Source organism: Butyrivibrio sp. AE3009 (assembly GCF_000420845.1).
Lineage (GTDB): Bacteria > Bacillota > Clostridia > Lachnospirales > Lachnospiraceae > Butyrivibrio.
Genome location: NZ_ATVS01000051.1, coordinates 1 through 20,218, shown reverse-complemented (window position 1 = coordinate 20,218; position 20,218 = coordinate 1). Strand labels below are relative to the sequence as shown.

Here is a 20,218-nt window from a genome sequence, read left to right as displayed (position 1 = left end):
AGGGGTGCTTTTAGGAGTTTTATTATGGACGGATACAACAAAGGATCGCATTCAGTTAGAGAAATATCTGTGGGGCGATTCGCCTTTCTGGAGCGCCAGCTATTTCTGTGCGACCACAGGCTCAGTTTCCATGGAAACTGTCAAAAAGTACATTGAAGAGCAGCGGACTGAAGAACACAAGAGAAAATACATGAAGTCTGGGAAATACAAAAAGCAAAAAAGCTAAGCGATTCATCCCCAACCTGACGGAAGGGGTTTTCTCGCAGAGGTACTATAATAACAACATCTCTTTCTGAAAAATATTAGTTGTAAGTATAATTGACAGACAATTTGATGTCAACAGACATTTAAACTCTACTTATATATGTTCCATGAAAATCATAGGATGAGCCGTGCAGAAAGGCGTCCTAGCCATGTACATTCCCAGGGTATCATCATTATCATCCATCAGGACCACGGATTCAGGATCTATGCCCGGAAACAACTCTTTTACCTTATCCATGACAATCTCAGGCTTCTCTCTTGCCTCGAGGGTATAGAAGCAATGAGATGCTGGGATACCATACAGGCGCTCCACCATCTCAGACTTCCAGGCCTCATGCCCATGAGGTTCCCTTGATATACAAAAGAGTCTGTTCACGTCATGACTGCAGATATAGTCATAGAGAGGCTTAAGCCTCTTGCAATCAGCATAGATATTCACATCACGAAATTCCGGAGTGCCATCCAGCTCATGATGAGCGTGGTGCTGCCCATAGTTGTAGCTTGTAAGTGTTCCGTCTATATCAAAGAACACGACCGTATCCGGTTTATGAAGAATTTCCCAAATATTCGCCATAATATTTCCTAAACCTCCTACATAACGCTTGTAACAAATAGACCACTACAGCATGCAAATATATTCACCATTATATACATATTAAAGGATAGATGTATCACCAAAAAACCCATTACGCATACTTAAGATGGATTTTACGTGGTATAATAAGGAATATTTGGGAGGGAGTATATCATGGACAATAGTATTAGAAATAGGTTATCTGATTTTTTGGCAAACAGCATATATATCATATTTTCTGTATGTTTAATTGTAATTCTGTCTCTTATCATGTTATGCGGAAAAGATAATTATGCATTCAGAAAATCATTCCTTCTCCCTGAGATTTTGCTTTTAATTGGCGGTATAGTGCCGCTTTTCCTGGGGGGGGTACTAGCTTCTAAGGATTCCCAAAACCAATTAAATCAAAAAAAACAGCTAAATATTGCAACCGGAATTTTGTTTATAGCATTAAGCTATTTAGCAATGAACATTTATTTTGCAACCGGATGGGATGCCGGAGTCGTTTTTGACGATGCGAAAGAACTTACCTGGGGAAATACACCCGACAATAGCCTGTACTATTCAATGTATCCCAATAATCAGTTCATCCTTTTTGTGGATTATGTCCTATGTAAAATAAATGCGTATTACGGAGTAATCGATTCATGGGATGGTAGAGCATTCATAATATTTGTGCAGTGTTTCTTATATTCGCTTACCGCACGTACAGTATACGAAGTAATCTATGACGAGACCGACAATAATGGATTTGCCTGGATCGGATGGATAATATTTTGCATTTTATTAGGAATATCCGGTTGGATTGTAATACCATATACAGATTCAATGGGATTGGTATTTCCCATTTTAATTATGAGGCAGTATCAGCTTTTTCGCAGGATCCCCACTAAAAAGCTATGGCGAACGTTTACCATTACACTTCTATCTTATTGGGGCTACAAATTAAAGCCAATGATACTGATCATGGCTATAGCAATTGTCATAACTGAAATAATCTATGGACTGAAAGACATTAGTAAAAGCGTTATTAAAAATAGAACAAAATACTTCATAGCAATGTTAATGATAATTGCCATAACTGTTATTGCTTCACAAGGGTTGTTCAAGAAGGCAATTGCTTATACAAGAATTGAAATTGATGAAAACATGAATCTGGGAGCGCTACACATGCTTATGATGGGTCTCAATGAAAGAAGAGGCGGAGCGTGGAATCCTGATGATGTAGCACTATCCTCAGGCATATTAGATAAAACTGAGCGAGCTAATGCTCAAAAACAGGTGATTCGCCAAAGGCTACATGATTATGGTACCTTAGGACTTCTTAACCATCTAAGAAAGAAAACTTTGTCGAATTTTAACGACGGCTCATTTGCCTGGGGATTGGAAGGAAACTTTTATCATACAATTTATGATGAAAAGAATGAACGAATAAGCCCGTTTTTAAGAGAAATCTTTTATCATACAGGAAAGTATTGGAAATATCATCTTGCCATAAAACAGGCTGCTTGGCTAGCTGTATTATTCCTGATGGCATTTTCAGTTATGCTGGAAAAGACCAGAGCTAAAACAGTTCTTGTTACATCTTCAATAGGTATGTTTCTTTTTGTAACATTATTTGAGACAAGAGCTCGATATCTTATAGTATTTGTTCCTGTCTTTATCTGCGTTGCGACTATAGATTTGAACGCTATTGTTAATAAGTTTGTACAAAGAAAAAAATGAGCATTCACGAAAATGGCAGAACACAACCAACTACCTGATGGTGTTCTGCCATATGTTTTCATTAATTCGTCTGCTCTGCCAAGAATTTCTGTATCGCGATGTACATTCCGACAGAAAGCAAAAACAATAAATATGCCATTGAACTGATAAAGCTGCCGAGGGAAAATACTATGCCCATGTAATTGATAAGTCCCTCTGCATCAAATCCCCACTTATTTGTGATGATTCGCTCAAGATAGTTAACTAAGACCGTCACGAAAAATGACAGGATACCGAACACTATTAATATTGCAACTCCATTTGATGCACTACCTTTTGAGCCCGGTTTAGTAATCGCCAGAAATACTGAGTAAATTATCAAATTAAATACCGGACGTATAAGAAAAAGCGGTATTGCTACCGTATCCATATAATGATCAACATGATATATTCCGGGAATCAGCTGATTTCTGGCAAAGAAAACAATAATTCCCCATAAAACGGTAACAGCTTGCAGCAAGACGGCTACAAGTAATACTTTTCTATAATATTGATGATTCATAAATATCTTTTCCTCCAATACAAAATACTTTTTCCAGAAATTTAGCAACATTATAAGTGGCATGGAGTTCTATGGCAATCGTTGCTTTAGCGCACAAATATATGCCAAATTAAGAAAAATCCTTCATCACTACCTGGCCTGCTTAGGCCTTGTAAGATAAAGGACTTTTGTCTAATGAATTTACTTAATATATTTTCTCTATATCCTCAGTGATTCCGTACTCATTTTTGAACTCGAACAGATCCTCTGAATCCCTGATAAGCATAACTTCCTCAAATGTTCCCGTATGCACATCCCGAAATCCTGCGACCTGCTCTCCGTTACAGATGCTGGCCTTGATCACCGGTTTCTTGTTTTCTTTATCGTAGGTTTTCTTTTCTGTTTTCTTTTTAAAAAACATAATAATCAGCCTCTTCATAACCACATGAGCCAATTTACTTTGCTATTTACGCTTCTTACTTCTGAATGGATTGAATCCAGCTTGTCATTCTGCTCCTGGATCATATCAATAGCGGTGTTAAGCCTACCGATCATTTCCTGCTGTCCCAGCTCCAGTCTGCATTTATGTGCATAATCATCATATTGTAAAAGAGCTTCTTTCAGACTGTCAGCCTTGTGATTATCAAATGCTCTGCAGATGAATTCCAGTGCATCGCTGTACCTGTAATCCGGTGGTACAAATGACATACCGGGTGCTATTTCATCAATAATATCGTCAATCTCATTTCCCAGGTTCTCAACCTTTCCGGGAACATGCTCAACGGTGGTCCTTGCCTGGTTGCATGCATGCACAGTGATAATAATGGCGCCGATCAAAGAAAGTGGTAAAAGAACCACAATTGCCGGAATCAAAAAGAATACGATCACCCCGATAACTATGGCCAAAATCTTACCTACTACGCCACAGGTATCGCCGAACTTGAGCAGCAGATCCGACAGCCAATGAAGAGACGGCGCTGATCCGTACCAGTGGTCATACACTGTGAAATATCTGACTCCATCTGCATTTTTGATGCAGGCTGCCAGAATAAAGAACACTACAATGAACGGAATTCCCGCATATAATGTGAACTTAAGAGCCATGACAATCGGCATAAGGAACCTTACGCTTAAGGTATCCCTGGCTTCACTTAGTTCCTGCTCCAATTGTGCCTTCTGCTCTGCCTTGGTCTCAACACTTCTTACCTTATCCAAAAGCTTATGGTATAGGTGATTTAAGTCCCCCAGACTATTTACCCCCACTGACTCGCTCAAATACTGATCCATACTGAACTATCCTCCCGCTTCTTGCGACTTAAGCAGTAACCATGCTGATTTTGCCACAAACGGTTACCGCTACCTTACAAGATTAGCACCTTTGCGGCGGATAGACAACCAAAAATATATCAGTTCATTTGCAGCTATTGTTTACTACTGCCCACAATAAATTTTTATTGCCCGAAAGACAAATTCTGCGGTTCCTTTACCGCCCATCTTGTCGATGTTCTGGGTGAATTCTCCGCCGCTTGCATAGCCGGTTCCGAGACTGTATAGAATCTCATTAGTACAGGTATACATGTTCTCTGTAATAAAGTCCTGAACTTTCTTTACCTGAGCCTGAACCTCTGCGGAAGCGGGATCCATATCCTTCATGGTACCGAACTCCTCAAAGAGTTTGGAAAAATCAGCCATCATGTTGCTTCTATCTTCTTTAGTCCAGTTTTTACTTTTTTCCTCGTACTCTTTATAAGCAGCAGTCTGTCCCCACTGCTCTTTGGCTTTTCTTGAGTATTCCTCGAGTTTACTACTATCAAATGCTGTAAAATCCAATTTTCTCACTCCTCTCGTTTTAAGGTAGTTGCATAGATTCAGCAGATTCTCAATATACTCCTTCTTTAGTTCCAGAAGTTCAATCTGCTGTTCCAGTGCCTTCGTCTTGTCAAAATCAGATCTGTTTATTATTTCTTTTATGTCTTTAAGCGGAAACTCCAGCTCCTTGAACAGTAAAATCTGCTGCAATTTCTCCAGTGCTGCATCGTCATACAGCCTGTAGCCGGACTCTGTGTATTCCGCCGGCTTTAAGAGTCCTATCTGGTCGTAATACTGTAAAGTGCGTATACTCACTCCTGTCAGCTTACTTACTTCATTTACTGTCTTCATGGCTTTCATCTCCTTCACGTGTAACTATAGCTTAAACCATGACGTAACGTTAGAGTCAACACTTTTTTATAAAAAAATATAGAGGTCGCAAAACCTCTATATCTGCTCCTTCTTAAATTGTCATTCCAGTAATCCTCAGCTGCATCATAAGCCTCGTCTACAATACATCCTACAGGACGAATTGTCCCATATGTACACCTAGGTATGTGAGCTCAAGTGCTTCTCTTCTTTAAGCACAAAGCTGCCAAAGAGAGACTTTACCATTAAACATACTTTAGAATGTCCTTAAAGCTCTCTAAATGATATGTGGCCTTTCCATAGCTTTCTGCGCTCCCGATACCGGCGCTGTAAAAACCGCCCGATACCGCAGCATCTATGCCGGCTTCAGCATCTTCTATAACAAGGCAGTCCTTCGGCTCTTCTGCAAGGAACTGGGCAGCTTTTAAGAACACTTCCGGATCGGGTTTGGATCTTGTGATATTGGTGCCATCACTTATGGCGTCAAAGAAACCTTCCAGCCCGATCTGTTTTAATATGAACTTGGTATTTTTGCTCGAAGATCCGACAGCAAGCTTAAGTCCCCTGTTTCTAAGCTCCTTTAACGTCTCTATGACCTCCTCTGAGAGGTCTTTTTCAGACATATTTTCAAGACTCTTTCTGTAGATGTCGTTCTTTTTTCCGGCGAACTTTTCCTTTTCATCCTTTGAGAACTCAGGTCCTGAATATTTCTCCAGTATGATCTCAAGAGAATCCATTCTGCTGACGCCCCTTAGCCTCTCATTGATAGTCCTGTCAAAGGGAATATTCAGCTCATCTGCCAGCTCCTTCCAGGCAAGATAATGGTATTCATCGGTAAAACAGATAACTCCGTCCAGATCAAAAATTATGGCCTTATATTTCATATCAGATGTAATCCTTTCCGCACAGGGGATCAATGGGACTTACTCCCATAAACTCAGATCTGCCCATTATTTTCTCTACAGTTGCATCGACAAAATCCGCACCTGCGCTGTAGGAATTAATATAAGTCCCGATCATGGGAGCATCAAACAGATGATATGGATACGAAGTCGATATCATCATCATAGGTATTTCTGATGCATGCCAGGGCGCATCATCTCCAAGCCCAAACACTACGTTCCAGTTGAGTCGCAAAGTAGTGTTATTTGAAGCATTTTCCATATTGCAGACATATAGATACAGATCAAAGGATTCCTTCATCTCAGCAACACTTCTGTACATCTCATGTAAAAGAGCCTTCTTCTCATCAGGCAGTGATGCCGGATCCATAAAATCAGCCGGGACAATTTTAACACGTCTGTCCCTTACCGTAACTTCAAACCCTTCTGCTTCCAGCTTATCCTTCCACATCTTTACAAATGCGCTCTCCGGGTTCATTTCCTTGTCGATCACATTTAGGTATATCCTCCGGTATTTCTTCGGACTTAACGGCAAAAGAGCTTTCTCGTCCCTCACAAGAGTGACAGCCTTATCAGCTACCTCTTTTGCCCACATTCTGTGTTTGCTGCAGCCAACAACTGATAACTCTTCTTCCATAGGGACAAGACTTCCGTTTTTTTGTTTCTCATGAAGCCCAAGGGATGCCTTTGTTGCAAGGATTCTCAGCACTGCCTCATCAAGTCTTTTTACGGACAACAAACCACTGACAATACCCTCAAGCATGAAACTGTAATCTTCTTCAAGGCTCTTGTTGAACAAAATCATGTCGCAGCCGTTTTCTATGGCAGTCGGTATGGCAATATTTCTGGGCATTGCACTGGTAAATCCTACCATGGGAGTGGCATCTGTGGTTATAAGGCCATTAAAGCCAAGACGTTTTCTGAGAAGACCTCCAAGAAGTTCCTTAGAAAGAGATGCCGGCATCAACATGCTTCTTCTGTCAGCATTATTGTTAATCTCTTTTACATAAGCCGGCTGGGCAATATGACCCACCATTACAGTCTTTGCTCCCTTGTCTATAAGACTTTTATAGATATATCCAAAGCTGTCATCCCACTCTTTTACAGACAGAGAATTGACACTGGTAAGGATATGCTGATCTCTTTCATCTATTCCATCTCCGGGGAAATGTTTTATTGACACGGCAACATTATTTTCATCTGCACCATCCATATAGCGTGAAGCGAAGGAAACTATCTTCTCCGGGTCATCGCCAAAGGTCCTGACGTTTGTTATCGGATTATGAAAGTCTCTGTTGATATCCACGATAGGAGCAAAAGACCAGTTTAGTCCCAGTGCTGCCCCTTCCCTGCATGCAACATACCCCATCCTGTAGCCGTTTTCAGGATCCGCAGTTGCTGCAACTGCCATGGGCTTGCCAAAAGATGTCCCCTCTACCGCCAGTCCATCTCCACCACTCTCCGTATTAGCGGCTAATAAAAGCGGAATTTTGGCCATTGACTGTATTTTTCTGTGAGTATCCTGAATCTCTTTTGCTCTCCCACTTCTGTACATCATCCCGCCAACACCAATTCCACTGACGATTCCGCGAAGAACTTCATCTTCACTGCTAAATCCCATAGGACAAAAAACCTGTCCGCATTTTTCCTCAAGGCTCATGTCCTCAAAGGTCTCTTTTACCCAATTTATGGCACTCTCGTCAAGAAAAAACGGATTCCCGGTATAATCGATTTCATAATTATCAAATGTCATATCAAACTCTCTTCTTTCAAAGTATTAAGCAAAGTATTTCCTGAGAAAATACGCCGGGCCACAGCTCCAGGCATGACAATAACTGTTTACAATGGTTCCTCCGTAAGGTGACTCGTCCGGATTTTCGGGATTATACAGCTCCCAGAAGGTGTCTGCACCGTTTTTGATCATTCCGCCCCAGTACTGTCTCATAAGATTGTGAGCGTCTTCTTTCCTGCCAAGCTTAATAAGTGCATCTATATAGTTGTGATACATATAAGGAGTAACCATTTTAACAGCACCGTCGCAGCCATTTAGTCTTTCCAAAAGCCTGAGTGCAGCACTACCTTCAACGGCATTTCCAAGTATCATCCATATCTGAGATGCAAAGGAGATCTGTCTGTCTTTCCCGCTTACGTACATGCCCATTTTTTCATCATATAAAAAAGTATTGGCTGCATCCTTTACTTTGTTGTAAAGATCAGCATACTCTTCCTCTGAGAGCACATCTCCGACCTGCTCGGCAAGCTCAATTGCTGCCTCCAGCGCGTACAGGAATATCCCCTGCGCACTTGCCTGTTTATTCAGATCCAGATTCCAGTCCACAAAGCACCAGCCAAGAACGTCAAGATCCTTTACTACATAGTGTTGGTCAAGGCCCTCTCTGGCAAGACTGATCTGTCTGCGGCATACCTGCCACAGATCCTCCAGCGCCTCCCGGTCACCTGTCTTTCTGTAATAATCCCTGAGAATGACCACAAAAAACAGAGAATAGTCAAACATACAGGTGTCGTCTACTTCAGGCTCAGGCTCCAAAAATACGCAGGCTCCGACTCTTCCATTCTCCTGAGTAAGCGCACCGAACAGGTATAGGCAGGATTTGACCATATCATTCATTCTGTAGGTTTCATAATTGGCCAGAGCCTGTATCCTAAGGTCTCCTATCCACAGCCTTCTGTCTCTTTTAGGTCCATCCTCAAACACTGTCTGCATGCAATCTTTGAGAGTTTTTACAGCCACCCTGTCCATCTCTCTGTCCAAGGGATCTGCCGCCTCATAGGGTAAAAGATCCGTATCTCTGGCAGAAGTGACGGCCTTGGCCCAAGCTTCGGAAATCTGAAGGTCAAATCTTGAACTGATATCCATAACCTCAATCCTTACAAATCTGAATGAATATCGTCTGTCAAAGTCCAGCCTTCCGGGGACCACATCCACCTTTACCAGCTCTTCCTGGATCCATGATGCGCTTACCCAGCCACTGTATTCTGATGCATCCTCAAACAGCTCTACTTCTCTTTCGGCAAAGCGTACTCTTAAGAGCACCGGAGCATCTGCATGAGCTCCTATGTTCTTAAAATCAAGAGAAAGATATCCAACAAGATGTCCGCCAAAGTCAAGGATGACCTCATCACCTTTTTTTAGTGACATAGTCCTGAAATCCCGGAGACTTTTTTTCTTTATTCCCTTGCCGTCCCTTGTAATACTTACTGTTTCGGCTACAGCAATCTCTTTTTCATTTAACCTTGGGAAAAGAGCCGTTGCTTTTTTCAATAATCTTAAGTCTTTCATGCTTTCAATACTCTCTTTATCAAATCATTGTTGTTCAGGTAAATAAGGAAAACAACCAGCAATACTGCATTTATAATTGACTGCATCGTTGCATTCACTGAGTTTGAGAATACAGCAAAGGTAGAATTTAAAAGTGACATGCAAGCAGCCGCCAGGAGAAAGCCAATCTTCTCGTTTGTGAATCTGCCGATATATCCTGCGATAAACATAGGGAGAAATGCTGTAAACATGATGGCTATACTGCCAAAATTGAGCTGTCCTCCATTTATTGTCGTATTTCTGGCCGCATTAAGTGTTCCCACTATACCCATCAGGCCTCCACTGATCCCATAACAGATCAGAGTGTTTTTTACCTCATTGATACCTGTAGCCACAGCCACCTTCTGTCCCGACTTAAGTGCGTTGTAGTCATATCCAAAGGCCGTTTTATCAAAAGTAATTATCATAAATGCAAGGACTGCCGCTATTATCAATGCTGCATAGACCCAGGTTCCTGTAAGAGCGGACATTGAAGGATTTTGAACTTCACTCATAACATATTTGCCACCGGTTATTGTGTACATAATTCCCTCATACACTAGCGTTACTCCCAGTGAGACTATGATGGGAGGCAGTCTTAATGTGCAATATGTAAGACCCGATATTAGTCCAAGTATCACTCCTGCAACAAGGGATATACAAAGCATCAGCGGTGCAGAGCCATTTCCCCCGGAGAGAATCCCATAGGTTATTTTTGCCCCTATGATAGATGACAGACCGGCCATTGACCCCAGGGAGAAATCAAATCTTCCGCTGTTCAGATTTATGGAAAGAGCCATGGTTGTGATCATCACAATAGCTGTATAAACTATGAAATTGTCAAAGCTTTTCATATTTGAAATCACACTCTGTCCATTTAACAGGCAAAGAGTCTGCAAAACCACAAGGGTTACAACCGGTATGGCCAGTGCGTTTACGATTCTCTTCGGGGTACTCATAGCTAATCTCCTTATTACTCTGTATTACTTACTCTCTACAAGGCTCTTTACATCCTGATAGGTGACCTGACTTCCGATAATGCTATCAAGTGTCTCTTTGCTGTAGATGGGTGAATCACCGTTGTCATTGACAAAATACTCATCGAAGGTTGCCTTGTCTGTTGCTACCAGATAGCCCTGATTGAGCGATACAGCATTTCCCTCATCATTTCTGATAAGATTTCCGTCAATCGCATTTGAAACCAGCGCAAATACAGGTCCGATAGATGATGAATACTTACCTGCAAGATATTTAAGACTTCCACTCTCCATTGACTGACTGTTCATGGCAGTAAAGGAATCAATATCGGCAAAAGGTATATTTTCCTGTGAAAGTGTCTGTGCAAAGAATGTAGTTGCCATTCCAACTGAAAGGAATGCCTCGGGAGCCTTCTGAATAGCTGCACCAAGCTCATCTGTTGTTGTATCGCCATATCCCTGAAGGTATGCAACAAGTTCAACATCGCCGGAAACCTTTGAAAGATCAATTCCCTGATCCTGGAAAATCTGTCCCACGATCGCTCCCATGTCATTTGCTCCGCCGTAGGTACAACCAAGTCCCGTAAGAATACCGGCTGCTCTGAAAACATGCATAGGATTTGGAATGAAAGCGCCATAGAGAGCCACCTTCTTTACTCCCTGATTTTTAAAATACTCGCCCATAGCTTTTCCTGCCTCAAATTCAGTGGCATTTGAAGGTCCGATCTGGCAAACGAAGTGCTCATAACCTTTGTATTTTTCATACTGCTCTTCATCAAGAACTCCTGAAGCTATTGCATAGTAAAGGCCATACTGCTCGCAGGTCTCAATCTGCTGTGCTCTGTCGCTGCTGGATAAAGAGATAACTGCGTCATATCCCTTTGATGCAAATTTTTCAATAGCGGCCTTCTCGTCTTCAGCGCTTGCCAGCGCATCAGTGTAATCAAAGGTAACATCATAGTTTTCCTGAATATACTTCTCATAGTAATTTCTAAATCCCAGGGCTTCCTCACCGCTGACATCTGCTACAAGCACTCCGATTTTCTTGGCTTTGCCGGAAGGCTGAGTAGTTGTTTCAGCTTCCTGTGCCGGTGCTGCGTTATCAGCACTGCCCTGTGCAGCAGGTGCCGAATTTCCGCATCCTGCCATCACCGTCATGGCCCCGGCCATGATAAGTCCGATCACTTTTGTAAGTTTTTTGTTCATAATATTTTCCTCCTTTATCTTGGTAACAGTGCTGTCCTGTAATTCATGCCGGTTACATAAACCACCGCCAGGAAAAAGACTGCACTGATCACCTGTGTGATGCCGTATGCTGCGCTGCTGTCTATGACTATCTCAAGGATGTCATTCAGCAAAATATATGAGAAGCCACCGATAAGTGCCGCGTAAATCTTACTTCTTGCACCTCCTGAGATTGGCATTCCTCCGAAAACAATCGCAATAAAGATATTCATTCCTATACTAGATGCTGTTGTAGTAGTAACCGATGGGGTATAGCAAAGTGTCAAAAATGCTCCGAGGCCGATTCCAATTCCCGCCATCACAAAGGCCAGGATCGTATATTTACTTGCCTTTATTCCTGTAAGCTCTGCACAAATTGGATTTCCGCCCACAAATTTCATCCTTCTTCCGGCCTTCGTAAACTGGAATACAAAGAAGCATATGGCAAAAAAGGCTATTAAAAGCATTGCCTTAAAACCTATGTTGTCAAAGGGCTTTACAACTTCGCTGGGAATACTTATTCCGCCAAGAGCTCCTCCATAGCTTGTGATGATCTGTGCCGAGAGAGCTGAAAGAACCGACATCATGGCAACAGTTGTCACGAAGGGAGGTATATGAAAAACCGAGGCTAAAACCGAATTCAGCAGTGAAGCTGTGATACCCACTGCGAATATCGCGACGATCATCAAAATAAGGCTCTGAGTCTTGTTATAGGTCATGACCCCCATAGTGGCTGCAAAGAGCGTTGATGCTCCAAGGCTTATATCAAAGGTGCCAAGGGTATAAATGAAGATCGCCGCAGTAGCAACCACCGCAAGAACAAGAGCCTCATTAAATACTATTTTCAGGTACATATCCAGCCTGTAACCATTTATGCTTACCACCACCAGAAATGCTGCAAACAAAACCAGTAAAGCGGCAATGGGAAGTAAGGATATGAGTTTTTGTTTTATGTTGGTTTTTCTTTTATCTGTCATCTCTTTTACCTTCCTCAGATCATGTAGCTTATGATGTCTCCCTCGCTGAGAGTACTGCTTCTCTTAAACTCTCTTGTGATCTCTCCGTCCTTCATAATGAGTACTCTGTCACTCATACCTATCAGTTCCGGCAGCTCCTCGCTTATCATAAGTATTGCCTTGCCTTCATTTTTGAGCTTTACCATGAGCTGATACATCGCCTGCTTGACTCCGATATCCACGCCTCTTGTGGGGCAATCCAGGATCAGTATCTCGCTTCCGCAGCCTATCCATTTACCAAAGACAACCTTCTGCTTATTGCCACCCGAAAGCTGACCTACTGCCTGATCCATATCTGAACATTTGATCTTAAGTTCATCCACCTGTTTTTTTACATATTTTTTCTCACCGGATGAAGTAACAAGGTTTATTTTGTTTTTAAAGATATTCATTCCGGCGATAGCGATGTTGTCTTTTATACTTGCATCGAGACAAAGCGATTTCTGATCTCTGTCTTTCGACACATATCCGATCTTTTGCCCCATTGCATTGTGAGGGCTGAGTATCTCTTTTCCACTACCGCAGATAACATGCCCCGAATCAAGCTTTAGCGCTCCGAAAAGGGCTTCGCCCAGATCATGCATTCCGCTGCTCGCAAGGCCACCGACTCCCACAATCTCTCCGCGGTGGAGCTCCAGAGAAACGTCCTTTAAATTATCTTTGTAGTTCAGGCTTTGAGCGCTGAGTACCACTTCATCAAGAGATGTACACTCCGTATCCGCCCTGTAATAATCACCTTTAAGCTCTCTTCCTATCATGCTGCTGCGGATGGCATCTGCATCAAATTCCTCTTTTTCAAAAGTCCTTATGATGTTTCCATCCCTGAGTACCGTCAGCGTGTCACAGACTTCCATGATTTCGTCCAGATCATGAGATATAAAGATCACTGACTTTCCGTCATCCCTCATTTTTCTGATCAGACTGTACATGATCTGCCTTCCATCGTGGGACAGCGCAGTTGATGTCTCATCGATGATCAGAATATCCGGGTTTTTCATGATAACTTTGGCTATTTCAACCAGCTTTCTGTCCTGAAAGTCCAGCCTTCCCATCGCATCTCTTCCGCTGATGCCTGCTATCCCAACGCTTTTAAGAGCCTCATCTGCTTTTCTTTCCAGTTTGTTCTTGTCCACAAGGCCAAATTTGTTTTTAAAGCTCCCAAGTTCGGCAAGGAACATGTTTTCAGCCACCGATATTCCTCCAATGGTTCCGCTTTCCTGAACAACCATTCCAATGCCCTTGTTCAGTGCATCTATCATACTGGCCGGTTCCCATCTGTTTCCCTTAAAAAACATCTCTCCTTCATTTGCTTTCTGCATTCCGGCAGCTATTGAGGAAATAGTGGATTTTCCTGATCCGTTCTCACCGATCAGGCCTCTGATCTCGCCGGGATAAACTTCAAGGTCAACCTCGTTAAGAGCCACGACGCTTCCGAATCGTTTGCTGATATTCTTCATTTCAAGAACTGGTTTATTCATAACTGCCCATTCCTTTCTGTAACGGCGCTCTTTATGATGCAATTATATGTTTAAAAAGCACTGAACATAATTCACAAAATCGCTCAATATTATTGATGTTTTATGACTTAAATATAATAATTTTTATATAAATCTTTTATTTTTTGACATCTACTTGCCGAGCAGATATATTAGATTTAATAGGAGCCCTCAATATAAGGAGATAAAATGGACGCTAATGCATTAAAGCAGCATATATACGATGTTACAGAGGTGGAAGCATTTTATAGAGAGTACTACCTCGCAGGAAAGAACCCGGATTCGCTTAGAGAATTTCTTAAAAATCTTGACATGGAAATGGTGCTGAGTAAGCACCTTCTGATCAAAGAAAAAAAAGAAACAATCCCCGATGTTTATGAGGATTATTTCTTTTTTGATCTGTCTGACAATGACAGTATTATTGTTCAAAAGCACGAAAGATACAGCCCGGATATTGAGCATAGCCATACCTTTTTTGAAATCTCATATATTTACGATGGCAGATGCACCCAGACTATATCGGGCAATACCATTGAGATGAGAACAGGAGATTTCTGCGTGATCCCACCGGGAATCAGGCATTCTTTTGCGGTATTTGACGACACTATCGCCATAAATATAATGCTGCGCCGTGATACACTTCATACTATGTTCTACTCCTTTCTCAACACCCGTAACATCCTCTCATCCTTCTTTCTGAACAACATTTATGCCAAAAAGGCGAACGATTTTATAATGTTCAGGACCGGCCAGGACGCGGCCATTTCCGAGTCCTTCATATGGATGTTAACAGAGAGTCGCAACAAGGAAGAGTACCACTATCAGACCATAACAAACACCCTACTCCTCGACTTCTATCTGATAATAAGACGGTACTCCGAATCTGTTCAGATGCCCCTGTTCGACTCCAGAGTAGATGTCCAGCGCTATGCTCTTATCCAGTATATTCAGGAAAACTACAAAGATGTCACCTTGTCGGATCTGTCAAATAAGTTCCACTATTCCAACGAATATACATCAAGGCTGATAAAAGAGCTCACAGGCATGAATTACACAGATATCCTGCGAACTGTCCGAATCGAAAGATCGCAGGATCTTCTTGCCAATTCCACCATGACGGTGCAGACCATAGCAGAAGCTGTTGGGTACGATACCACAGAGCATTATATAAGACAGTTTAAAAAGCACACAGGCATGACGCCCTCTGCATATCGCAAACAGTCCACATCAAACAGAACCAGGTAAAAGAGCTATCATGCCCCATCTAAAAAACCCTAAAAAGGCGTCCCCCACCAAAAAACGGTGAGCATCTACTATAGACACCCACCGCATTAAAAATGCCATGTGACGGTATTCAAACCAAAACATGGCACGAATTTATCACATGTATGTCACCGTCTCTGACAGTTCTTTTCTGCTGTTGTGATTATCAAGTGGTCCGGCTCCTTCTGCAGCATAGCCAAGGTCCAGGAGCATCAGAATCTCTTCATTCTCCGGAAGGCCAAGGTCTTTTGCCAGTGCTTCGGGATCAAAGAAATTGAGCCAGCAGCTGTCCACTCCTTCGTTTGCTGCAGCAAGGATAAGGTGAGTTGCCACGATAGAAGCATCCTCAATTCCGGAATCTCTTTTACCACCCGGATATGTAAATACATTATTCTTATCAAAAGCTACAACAAGTACCGTAGGAGCGCCATAGCGGCAAGGTGTTGCCTTATCGATCTTAGCCAGATTCTCTTCTGACTCAACAACATAGATATGCTGCTCCTGAAGATTCTTGGCTGTAGGAGCCAGGCGCCCTGCTTCAAGGATCTCATTTAGCCTTGCCCTGTCTACCTTTCGCTCGCTGTACTTTTTGCATGAATAACGGTTCTTTACTACGTCTTTGAATTCCATTGTGAACTCCCCTTTCTCTTAACAGTTCTCCGCGCCAAATCTCAAAGAAGAGATTTGATACAAGCCTCAACATCTGCCACATCGGCAGTAGGCTCAAAACGTGCAACCACGTTACCTTCCCTGTCTACTACAAACTTGGTGAAATTCCACTTGATGTCAGGCTTCTTGTCCCACTCAGGATCTGCTTCTGCAAACATCTTCTCAAGCACTTCTCTGTACTGATGATCCTGGAAGCCTTCAAATCCCTTCTGTGACTTGAGATATTTATAAAGAGGAAGCTCGTTTTCCCCATTCACATCAGCCTTTTTCATCTGAGGAAATGTTGTATTGTAATGAAGTGTGCAGAACTCATGGATCTCATCGTCAGTTCCCGGGGCCTGTCCACCAAACTGGTTGCAAGGAATATCAAGAACCTCAAGCCCCTTATCATGATACTTCTCATAGAGCTCTTCTATAGGCTTGTACTGAGGTGTAAAACCGCAACCTGTAGCTGTGTTTACAACAAGGATAACCTTTCCTTTGTAGCCAGCAAGATCAAGCTCTTCTCCAGTTCCTGTAGTTACTTTGTAATCGTAGATCATCTTTTTCCTCCTTGACTTTCTTTAATAGTTAGTCTTTTTCGCTCTATCTTTAATTATATATTTTGTTATATTTAATCGTGCACAATTTTATTATAATACTATCCCTCAAAAAATCAAGCCCCTGACTTCATAAAAGTCAGAGGCCTGCACAGACATATCAACAGAAACGGCAATCTGGGGCATAAGTCATTTGTCATGATGATGAATAATCCAGTACCAGCTTCTACCATTATTCATTATTCTGGCTTCTTCATTCTTAAGATTCCGATACAGAGTCGGATTCTTCTTTTTTACAGAAGAGCATGTGATATCAAATTTGAAAATACGTACTAATGCCGCAATGGTCTGGCCTATTGCCCAAAGCACAAACATTACCGGTGCCATACAAATGGTTAAAAATATCATCTCAAAGTCCTCTCTTTCTCTAAACACGGTACCTCTGAGCCCCTGTATGCTTTTCTTCTGATTCTAGGCTACACCGTTAACTGTACTATAACTTCCGCTTAAAGCTCCCAGTGTTTATCAGCATTTCAAAAGATTCATTGTAGTTGTAGGCTCCAGTCCCAGTATTCATGCACTTTTTTTTCAGGCCTTTTTTATGACAGGAAAAAACCCCAAAGCATCAGCCTTGGAGCTTAAGTATCAGCGATTATTATGTTATGAAGCTATGCGCTTATGCTGCATGCTCCATGCATCTTACTCTGTATAAAAAGTTCTTGATAATTTTCTCATAACGATCTGCGTCAGCAATGATGTTACGGGTATGATCAGCACCTTCAAATATGTGCATTTCACTGTAACCTTTAGTTGCATTTTCAAGTTCCATAGTATCATCTACAGGTACAACGCAGTCGCTGTCGCCTTGGATAAAGCAAATCGGAACTGTGTTGCCTCTAAGGCTGTCTTTTGTAAAAATCTCTTTATAAGAAAATCCAAACATTAGCTTGAAAAAGATAACTGCAGGATCAAAAAGTACAGGTGATACATGTGCCATCTGCTGAGCGAGTTTGCACAGAAGTGAATAAAGTGAATTGTAGCAGCTGTCAGCAATAACAAAAGAGATATGAGGATGATACTTAAGCGCGGTAAGGGCAGTTACGCCTCCAAGGCACTCGCCATGGACGCCGATCTTGATATCATCTCCGAAACGTTCAACAGTATCATTTATTACACAGAGAAGATCCTTGCTTTCCTTGATTCCCCATGTTGACGGAGACTTCTTGTTATCACCATGACCACGAAGATCAAAGAGAATTCCGTTATATCCCATTTTTCTGAATATGTTAAAGTATTTGATTCCTCCGATCCTACAGTAAGTTGATGAATGAACCAGGATGACGAATTTATTGGATGGAACTGCTGATGGAATATAGGTTGTATGAAGCTCATAACCGTCAAAAGATTTGATTATGTATTCTTCGCTTTTCCATTTCTTGTAACCATCAAGAAAATGTCTGCGGTTCTCCTTCTGATATGCTTTTTGGGGATCAATGCACTTAACAAGTCCCATTGATCTTGCAAATATTGCACAGAGTGTAAGGTATATAATTACAAAAATCATTATGTTTACTATTGCGAATGTCATATTACGATATTTCCTTTTAAATAAAATTGTTTTTTACGCACAGAATATAAATAATAGCACGGAATTTCAAAAATGCAAGTCAAAAAATCATCAAAATATTGGCACAAAAATAAGCCCCAAAGCATCAGCCTTGGAGCCTATACAACAAGTCCGTCCTGCAGAATTGATGCGTAACGGCTTCCCATATTTCCAACACCAATAACGGCTGTTCTGTACATGTCTTAATCCTTCCTCATCATGCAAAAAACATATCGTAACCTAGAAAAATCATAACAGAAGTCAGAAAGAACTCCAAGGCATGCGCCTTGGAGTTCTCAGACTGTAGACAAAATGGTCCTGAGAGCGTAGCTCTCAAGACCATTTTTCTTTTTCGCGAGTGTTTTATTGATAATAAAGGATAGAAACGGCCTCTATCAGGCCATCTCTAACCGCCATTCATGCTTGATTCTTGCAAGCTTTTTCAGATTCATACACGCAAAGGTAAGCGCGACCTTCATTTCCATCCGCGCCTTGCCATACATCTGCGTATATCTGAATCCGTGGTTCTCTTTAGCTGTTCCAAAGATTCTCTCTATTGTTTCTTTTCTGTGAGAATAGAGATCCTTCATTCCTTCTGTATACCTTATATCCTCACATTCTTCCATGTAATCTTCCCAGATATGACGAGTTATAAGCTTTACATGGTTTTTACTGAGTGTGCACTGCTCGAGATATGGACAGCTTTCACAGACCTTTCCGCAGCTCTTGTATTCCCGGTATCCATCACGATTTGTTGTTGAATACTCCAGTACCTGATCATTAGGGCATACATAACAGTCATTGTATTCGTCGTATGCGTACTCAGATTTCTTAAAGAATCCTTTCTTTGTCATTGGACGCTTGTATGGGAGAAGTGGTTTGATGCCATCATCTATGAGGAGTTTTGCTATGGCCGGCGTCTTATAGCCTGCGTCTGCAACGATAGTTTCAACACCAATATCCTTAATCTTATCGTATAGCCCTTTGAATGTACGGCTGTCATGCTCATTGCCTGGATTAACTGTATAATCAAGAATCCATCCATTCTTATCACAGGCAGTCTCTATACCGTATGCGAATACATTCTTGTGTTCACCTTTGTGGAACCATCCACTATCAGGATCGGTAGTGCTGCATTTTACTTTCTTGGTATCCTTTGGCACATCGTCTGTAAAATCACTGAAATCATCATGCCCACCTGTGCCTTTATCATTATCATCATCTTTATCTTTAAGAGGTTTCTTGCCGTGCTCAGCTCTGTCTTCGTTTATTTCTTTCCTGAGCATTTCTTCATAGAACAGTGCTTCCTGCTTTGCCAGTTTATGCTGCATCTTACGGTTGTTTGCTCTGGCTTTTACATGAGTGGCATCTACAAAGACAGCAGTAGGATCAACAAGCTTGAAGCGGTAGCAGTCTTCGAGAATACGCTGGAATATCTGCTCAAAGAGGTCTGTGTCCTTGAAACGTCTTGTATAGTTCTTTCCAAATGTTGAGAAGTGCGGGACGGGCTCGTTAAGTTCCAGGCCCAGGAACCATCTGTATGCAACGTTGACTTCGATTTCCTTGATAGTCTGTCTCATGCTGCGGATTCCGTATAGATACTGGATGAAAGGGATTTTAATGAGAGTGACAGGATCCATGCTGGGTCTGCCCATGTCTGAAGAATACTTATTTTCAACAAGATCATATATAAATGACCAGTCGATGGCTTTATCAATAAGCCTGAGCATGTGGTCCTGTGGAACCAGATCGTCCATGCTCACAAACTGCATTTGTTCACGCTTTCTTTCGGTATTAGAAGTCATCATAAAGGCAATCCCCATCCCCAACTTTGATACTTCTATTATATCAGAAAAAGTGCCTCAAGCCCAGATAAATACTGAGTTTCCGGCACTTTTATAAAGAAAAATCCACGGCAAATGCCGTGGACTTTGTCTACAGTCTGA

At 41.8% G+C, this 20,218-nt stretch carries 20 protein-coding genes; 3 read left to right on the top strand and 17 right to left on the bottom strand.

Going from position 1 to position 20,218, the window contains the following annotated elements; all coding sequences use genetic code 11:
- Nucleotides 1-226 (top strand): transposase (locus G588_RS22840; RefSeq protein WP_022779867.1); only part of this gene is annotated, 226 nt, incomplete at its 5' end.
- 132 nt (nt 227-358) lie between these two features.
- Here G588_RS22840 and G588_RS0116795 read toward each other — a convergent pair.
- A complete protein-coding gene (locus G588_RS0116795) occupies nt 359-838 on the bottom strand; it encodes a hypothetical protein (RefSeq protein ID WP_022779866.1) in 480 nt (159 codons plus the stop codon).
- Nucleotides 839-1,012: 174 nt separating this feature from the next.
- Between G588_RS0116795 and G588_RS0116790 the strand changes: the two genes are divergently transcribed.
- Complete coding sequence (locus tag G588_RS0116790) at nt 1,013-2,563, top strand: hypothetical protein (protein ID WP_022779865.1); 1,551 nt, start codon at nt 1,013-1,015, stop codon at nt 2,561-2,563.
- A 61-nt stretch (nt 2,564-2,624) separates the two neighbouring features.
- On the opposite strand, the gene G588_RS0116785 is transcribed toward G588_RS0116790, so the two are convergent.
- The 11 genes from G588_RS0116785 to G588_RS0116735 form a co-directional block, all read right to left on the bottom strand.
- Complete coding sequence (locus tag G588_RS0116785; RefSeq protein ID WP_196805003.1) at nt 2,625-3,167, bottom strand: hypothetical protein; 543 nt, start codon at nt 3,165-3,167, stop codon at nt 2,625-2,627.
- 121 nt (nt 3,168-3,288) lie between these two features.
- On the bottom strand, nt 3,289-3,507 hold the full coding sequence (locus G588_RS0116780) for an aspartate dehydrogenase (protein WP_155830826.1): 219 nt from the start codon (nt 3,505-3,507) through the stop codon (nt 3,289-3,291).
- A gap of 11 nt (nt 3,508-3,518) precedes the next feature.
- Entirely contained in the window at nt 3,519-4,370 is an 852-nt protein-coding gene (locus G588_RS0116775) for a hypothetical protein (RefSeq protein WP_022779862.1), read from the bottom strand.
- Between the two features lie 144 nt (nt 4,371-4,514).
- Nucleotides 4,515-5,243, bottom strand: a complete 729-nt coding sequence (locus tag G588_RS0116770; protein ID WP_022779861.1) for a MerR family transcriptional regulator — start codon at nt 5,241-5,243, stop codon at nt 4,515-4,517.
- Nucleotides 5,244-5,506: 263 nt separating this feature from the next.
- The gene (gene pgmB, locus G588_RS0116765; protein ID WP_022779860.1) at nt 5,507-6,145 is read right to left on the bottom strand and encodes a beta-phosphoglucomutase; all 639 of its coding nucleotides are present in this window, start codon (nt 6,143-6,145) and stop codon (nt 5,507-5,509) included.
- A 1-nt stretch (nt 6,146) separates the two neighbouring features.
- A complete protein-coding gene (locus G588_RS0116760) occupies nt 6,147-7,916 on the bottom strand; it encodes a glycoside hydrolase family 3 protein (protein ID WP_022779859.1) in 1,770 nt (589 codons plus the stop codon).
- Between the two features lie 24 nt (nt 7,917-7,940).
- Entirely contained in the window at nt 7,941-9,446 is a 1,506-nt protein-coding gene (locus G588_RS22835; protein WP_242830388.1) for an alpha-L-rhamnosidase-related protein, read from the bottom strand.
- A 14-nt stretch (nt 9,447-9,460) separates the two neighbouring features.
- Nucleotides 9,461-10,441, bottom strand: a complete 981-nt coding sequence (locus G588_RS0116750) for an ABC transporter permease (protein WP_022779857.1) — start codon at nt 10,439-10,441, stop codon at nt 9,461-9,463.
- 24 nt (nt 10,442-10,465) lie between these two features.
- Nucleotides 10,466-11,665: a substrate-binding domain-containing protein gene (locus G588_RS0116745; RefSeq protein ID WP_022779856.1), complete on the bottom strand. Its 1,200-nt coding sequence runs from the start codon at nt 11,663-11,665 to the stop codon at nt 10,466-10,468.
- Between the two features lie 14 nt (nt 11,666-11,679).
- Entirely contained in the window at nt 11,680-12,660 is a 981-nt protein-coding gene (locus tag G588_RS0116740; RefSeq protein ID WP_022779855.1) for an ABC transporter permease, read from the bottom strand.
- A gap of 14 nt (nt 12,661-12,674) precedes the next feature.
- Complete coding sequence (locus tag G588_RS0116735; protein ID WP_022779854.1) at nt 12,675-14,177, bottom strand: sugar ABC transporter ATP-binding protein; 1,503 nt, start codon at nt 14,175-14,177, stop codon at nt 12,675-12,677.
- 207 nt (nt 14,178-14,384) lie between these two features.
- Here G588_RS0116735 and G588_RS0116730 point away from each other — a divergent pair, with 207 nt between their 5' ends.
- Complete coding sequence (locus G588_RS0116730) at nt 14,385-15,440, top strand: AraC family transcriptional regulator (RefSeq protein WP_022779853.1); 1,056 nt, start codon at nt 14,385-14,387, stop codon at nt 15,438-15,440.
- A gap of 135 nt (nt 15,441-15,575) precedes the next feature.
- Here G588_RS0116730 and G588_RS0116725 read toward each other — a convergent pair whose 3' ends face one another.
- From G588_RS0116725 to G588_RS20775, 5 genes are all read right to left on the bottom strand, one after another.
- The gene (locus tag G588_RS0116725; RefSeq protein WP_022779852.1) at nt 15,576-16,088 is read right to left on the bottom strand and encodes a nitroreductase family protein; all 513 of its coding nucleotides are present in this window, start codon (nt 16,086-16,088) and stop codon (nt 15,576-15,578) included.
- Between the two features lie 41 nt (nt 16,089-16,129).
- Nucleotides 16,130-16,669 (bottom strand): glutathione peroxidase, encoded by a 540-nt coding sequence (locus tag G588_RS0116720; RefSeq protein WP_022779851.1) that lies wholly within the window; start codon nt 16,667-16,669, stop codon nt 16,130-16,132.
- A gap of 186 nt (nt 16,670-16,855) precedes the next feature.
- Nucleotides 16,856-17,053 (bottom strand): hypothetical protein, encoded by a 198-nt coding sequence (locus G588_RS0116715; protein ID WP_196805002.1) that lies wholly within the window; start codon nt 17,051-17,053, stop codon nt 16,856-16,858.
- Nucleotides 17,054-17,342: 289 nt separating this feature from the next.
- A complete protein-coding gene (locus G588_RS0116710) occupies nt 17,343-18,230 on the bottom strand; it encodes an alpha/beta hydrolase (RefSeq protein WP_242830387.1) in 888 nt (295 codons plus the stop codon).
- A gap of 437 nt (nt 18,231-18,667) precedes the next feature.
- A complete protein-coding gene (locus tag G588_RS20775) occupies nt 18,668-20,080 on the bottom strand; it encodes an IS1182 family transposase (protein ID WP_155830783.1) in 1,413 nt (470 codons plus the stop codon).
- Between the last annotated feature and the right edge of the window lie 138 nt (nt 20,081-20,218).

Bases quoted from the DNA above. Each gene is read 5' to 3' on its own strand.
- G588_RS0116795 (WP_022779866.1), bottom strand. From the start codon at position 838: ATGGCGAATATTTGGGAAATTCTTCATAAACCGGATACGGTCGTGTTC.
- G588_RS0116790 (WP_022779865.1), top strand. From the start codon at position 1,013: ATGGACAATAGTATTAGAAATAGGTTATCTGATTTTTTGGCAAACAGC.
- G588_RS0116785 (WP_196805003.1), bottom strand. From the start codon at position 3,167: ATGCCACTTATAATGTTGCTAAATTTCTGGAAAAAGTATTTTGTATTG.
- G588_RS0116775 (WP_022779862.1), bottom strand. From the start codon at position 4,370: ATGGATCAGTATTTGAGCGAGTCAGTGGGGGTAAATAGTCTGGGGGAC.
- G588_RS0116770 (WP_022779861.1), bottom strand. From the start codon at position 5,243: ATGAAGACAGTAAATGAAGTAAGTAAGCTGACAGGAGTGAGTATACGC.
- pgmB (WP_022779860.1), bottom strand. From the start codon at position 6,145: ATGAAATATAAGGCCATAATTTTTGATCTGGACGGAGTTATCTGTTTT.
- G588_RS0116760 (WP_022779859.1), bottom strand. From the start codon at position 7,916: ATGACATTTGATAATTATGAAATCGATTATACCGGGAATCCGTTTTTT.
- G588_RS0116750 (WP_022779857.1), bottom strand. From the start codon at position 10,441: ATGAGTACCCCGAAGAGAATCGTAAACGCACTGGCCATACCGGTTGTA.
- G588_RS0116745 (WP_022779856.1), bottom strand. From the start codon at position 11,665: ATGAACAAAAAACTTACAAAAGTGATCGGACTTATCATGGCCGGGGCC.
- G588_RS0116740 (WP_022779855.1), bottom strand. From the start codon at position 12,660: ATGACAGATAAAAGAAAAACCAACATAAAACAAAAACTCATATCCTTA.
- G588_RS0116735 (WP_022779854.1), bottom strand. From the start codon at position 14,177: ATGAATAAACCAGTTCTTGAAATGAAGAATATCAGCAAACGATTCGGA.
- G588_RS0116730 (WP_022779853.1), top strand. From the start codon at position 14,385: ATGGACGCTAATGCATTAAAGCAGCATATATACGATGTTACAGAGGTG.
- G588_RS0116725 (WP_022779852.1), bottom strand. From the start codon at position 16,088: ATGGAATTCAAAGACGTAGTAAAGAACCGTTATTCATGCAAAAAGTAC.
- G588_RS0116720 (WP_022779851.1), bottom strand. From the start codon at position 16,669: ATGATCTACGATTACAAAGTAACTACAGGAACTGGAGAAGAGCTTGAT.
- G588_RS0116715 (WP_196805002.1), bottom strand. From the start codon at position 17,053: ATGGCACCGGTAATGTTTGTGCTTTGGGCAATAGGCCAGACCATTGCG.
- G588_RS0116710 (WP_242830387.1), bottom strand. From the start codon at position 18,230: ATGATTTTTGTAATTATATACCTTACACTCTGTGCAATATTTGCAAGA.
- G588_RS20775 (WP_155830783.1), bottom strand. From the start codon at position 20,080: ATGATGACTTCTAATACCGAAAGAAAGCGTGAACAAATGCAGTTTGTG.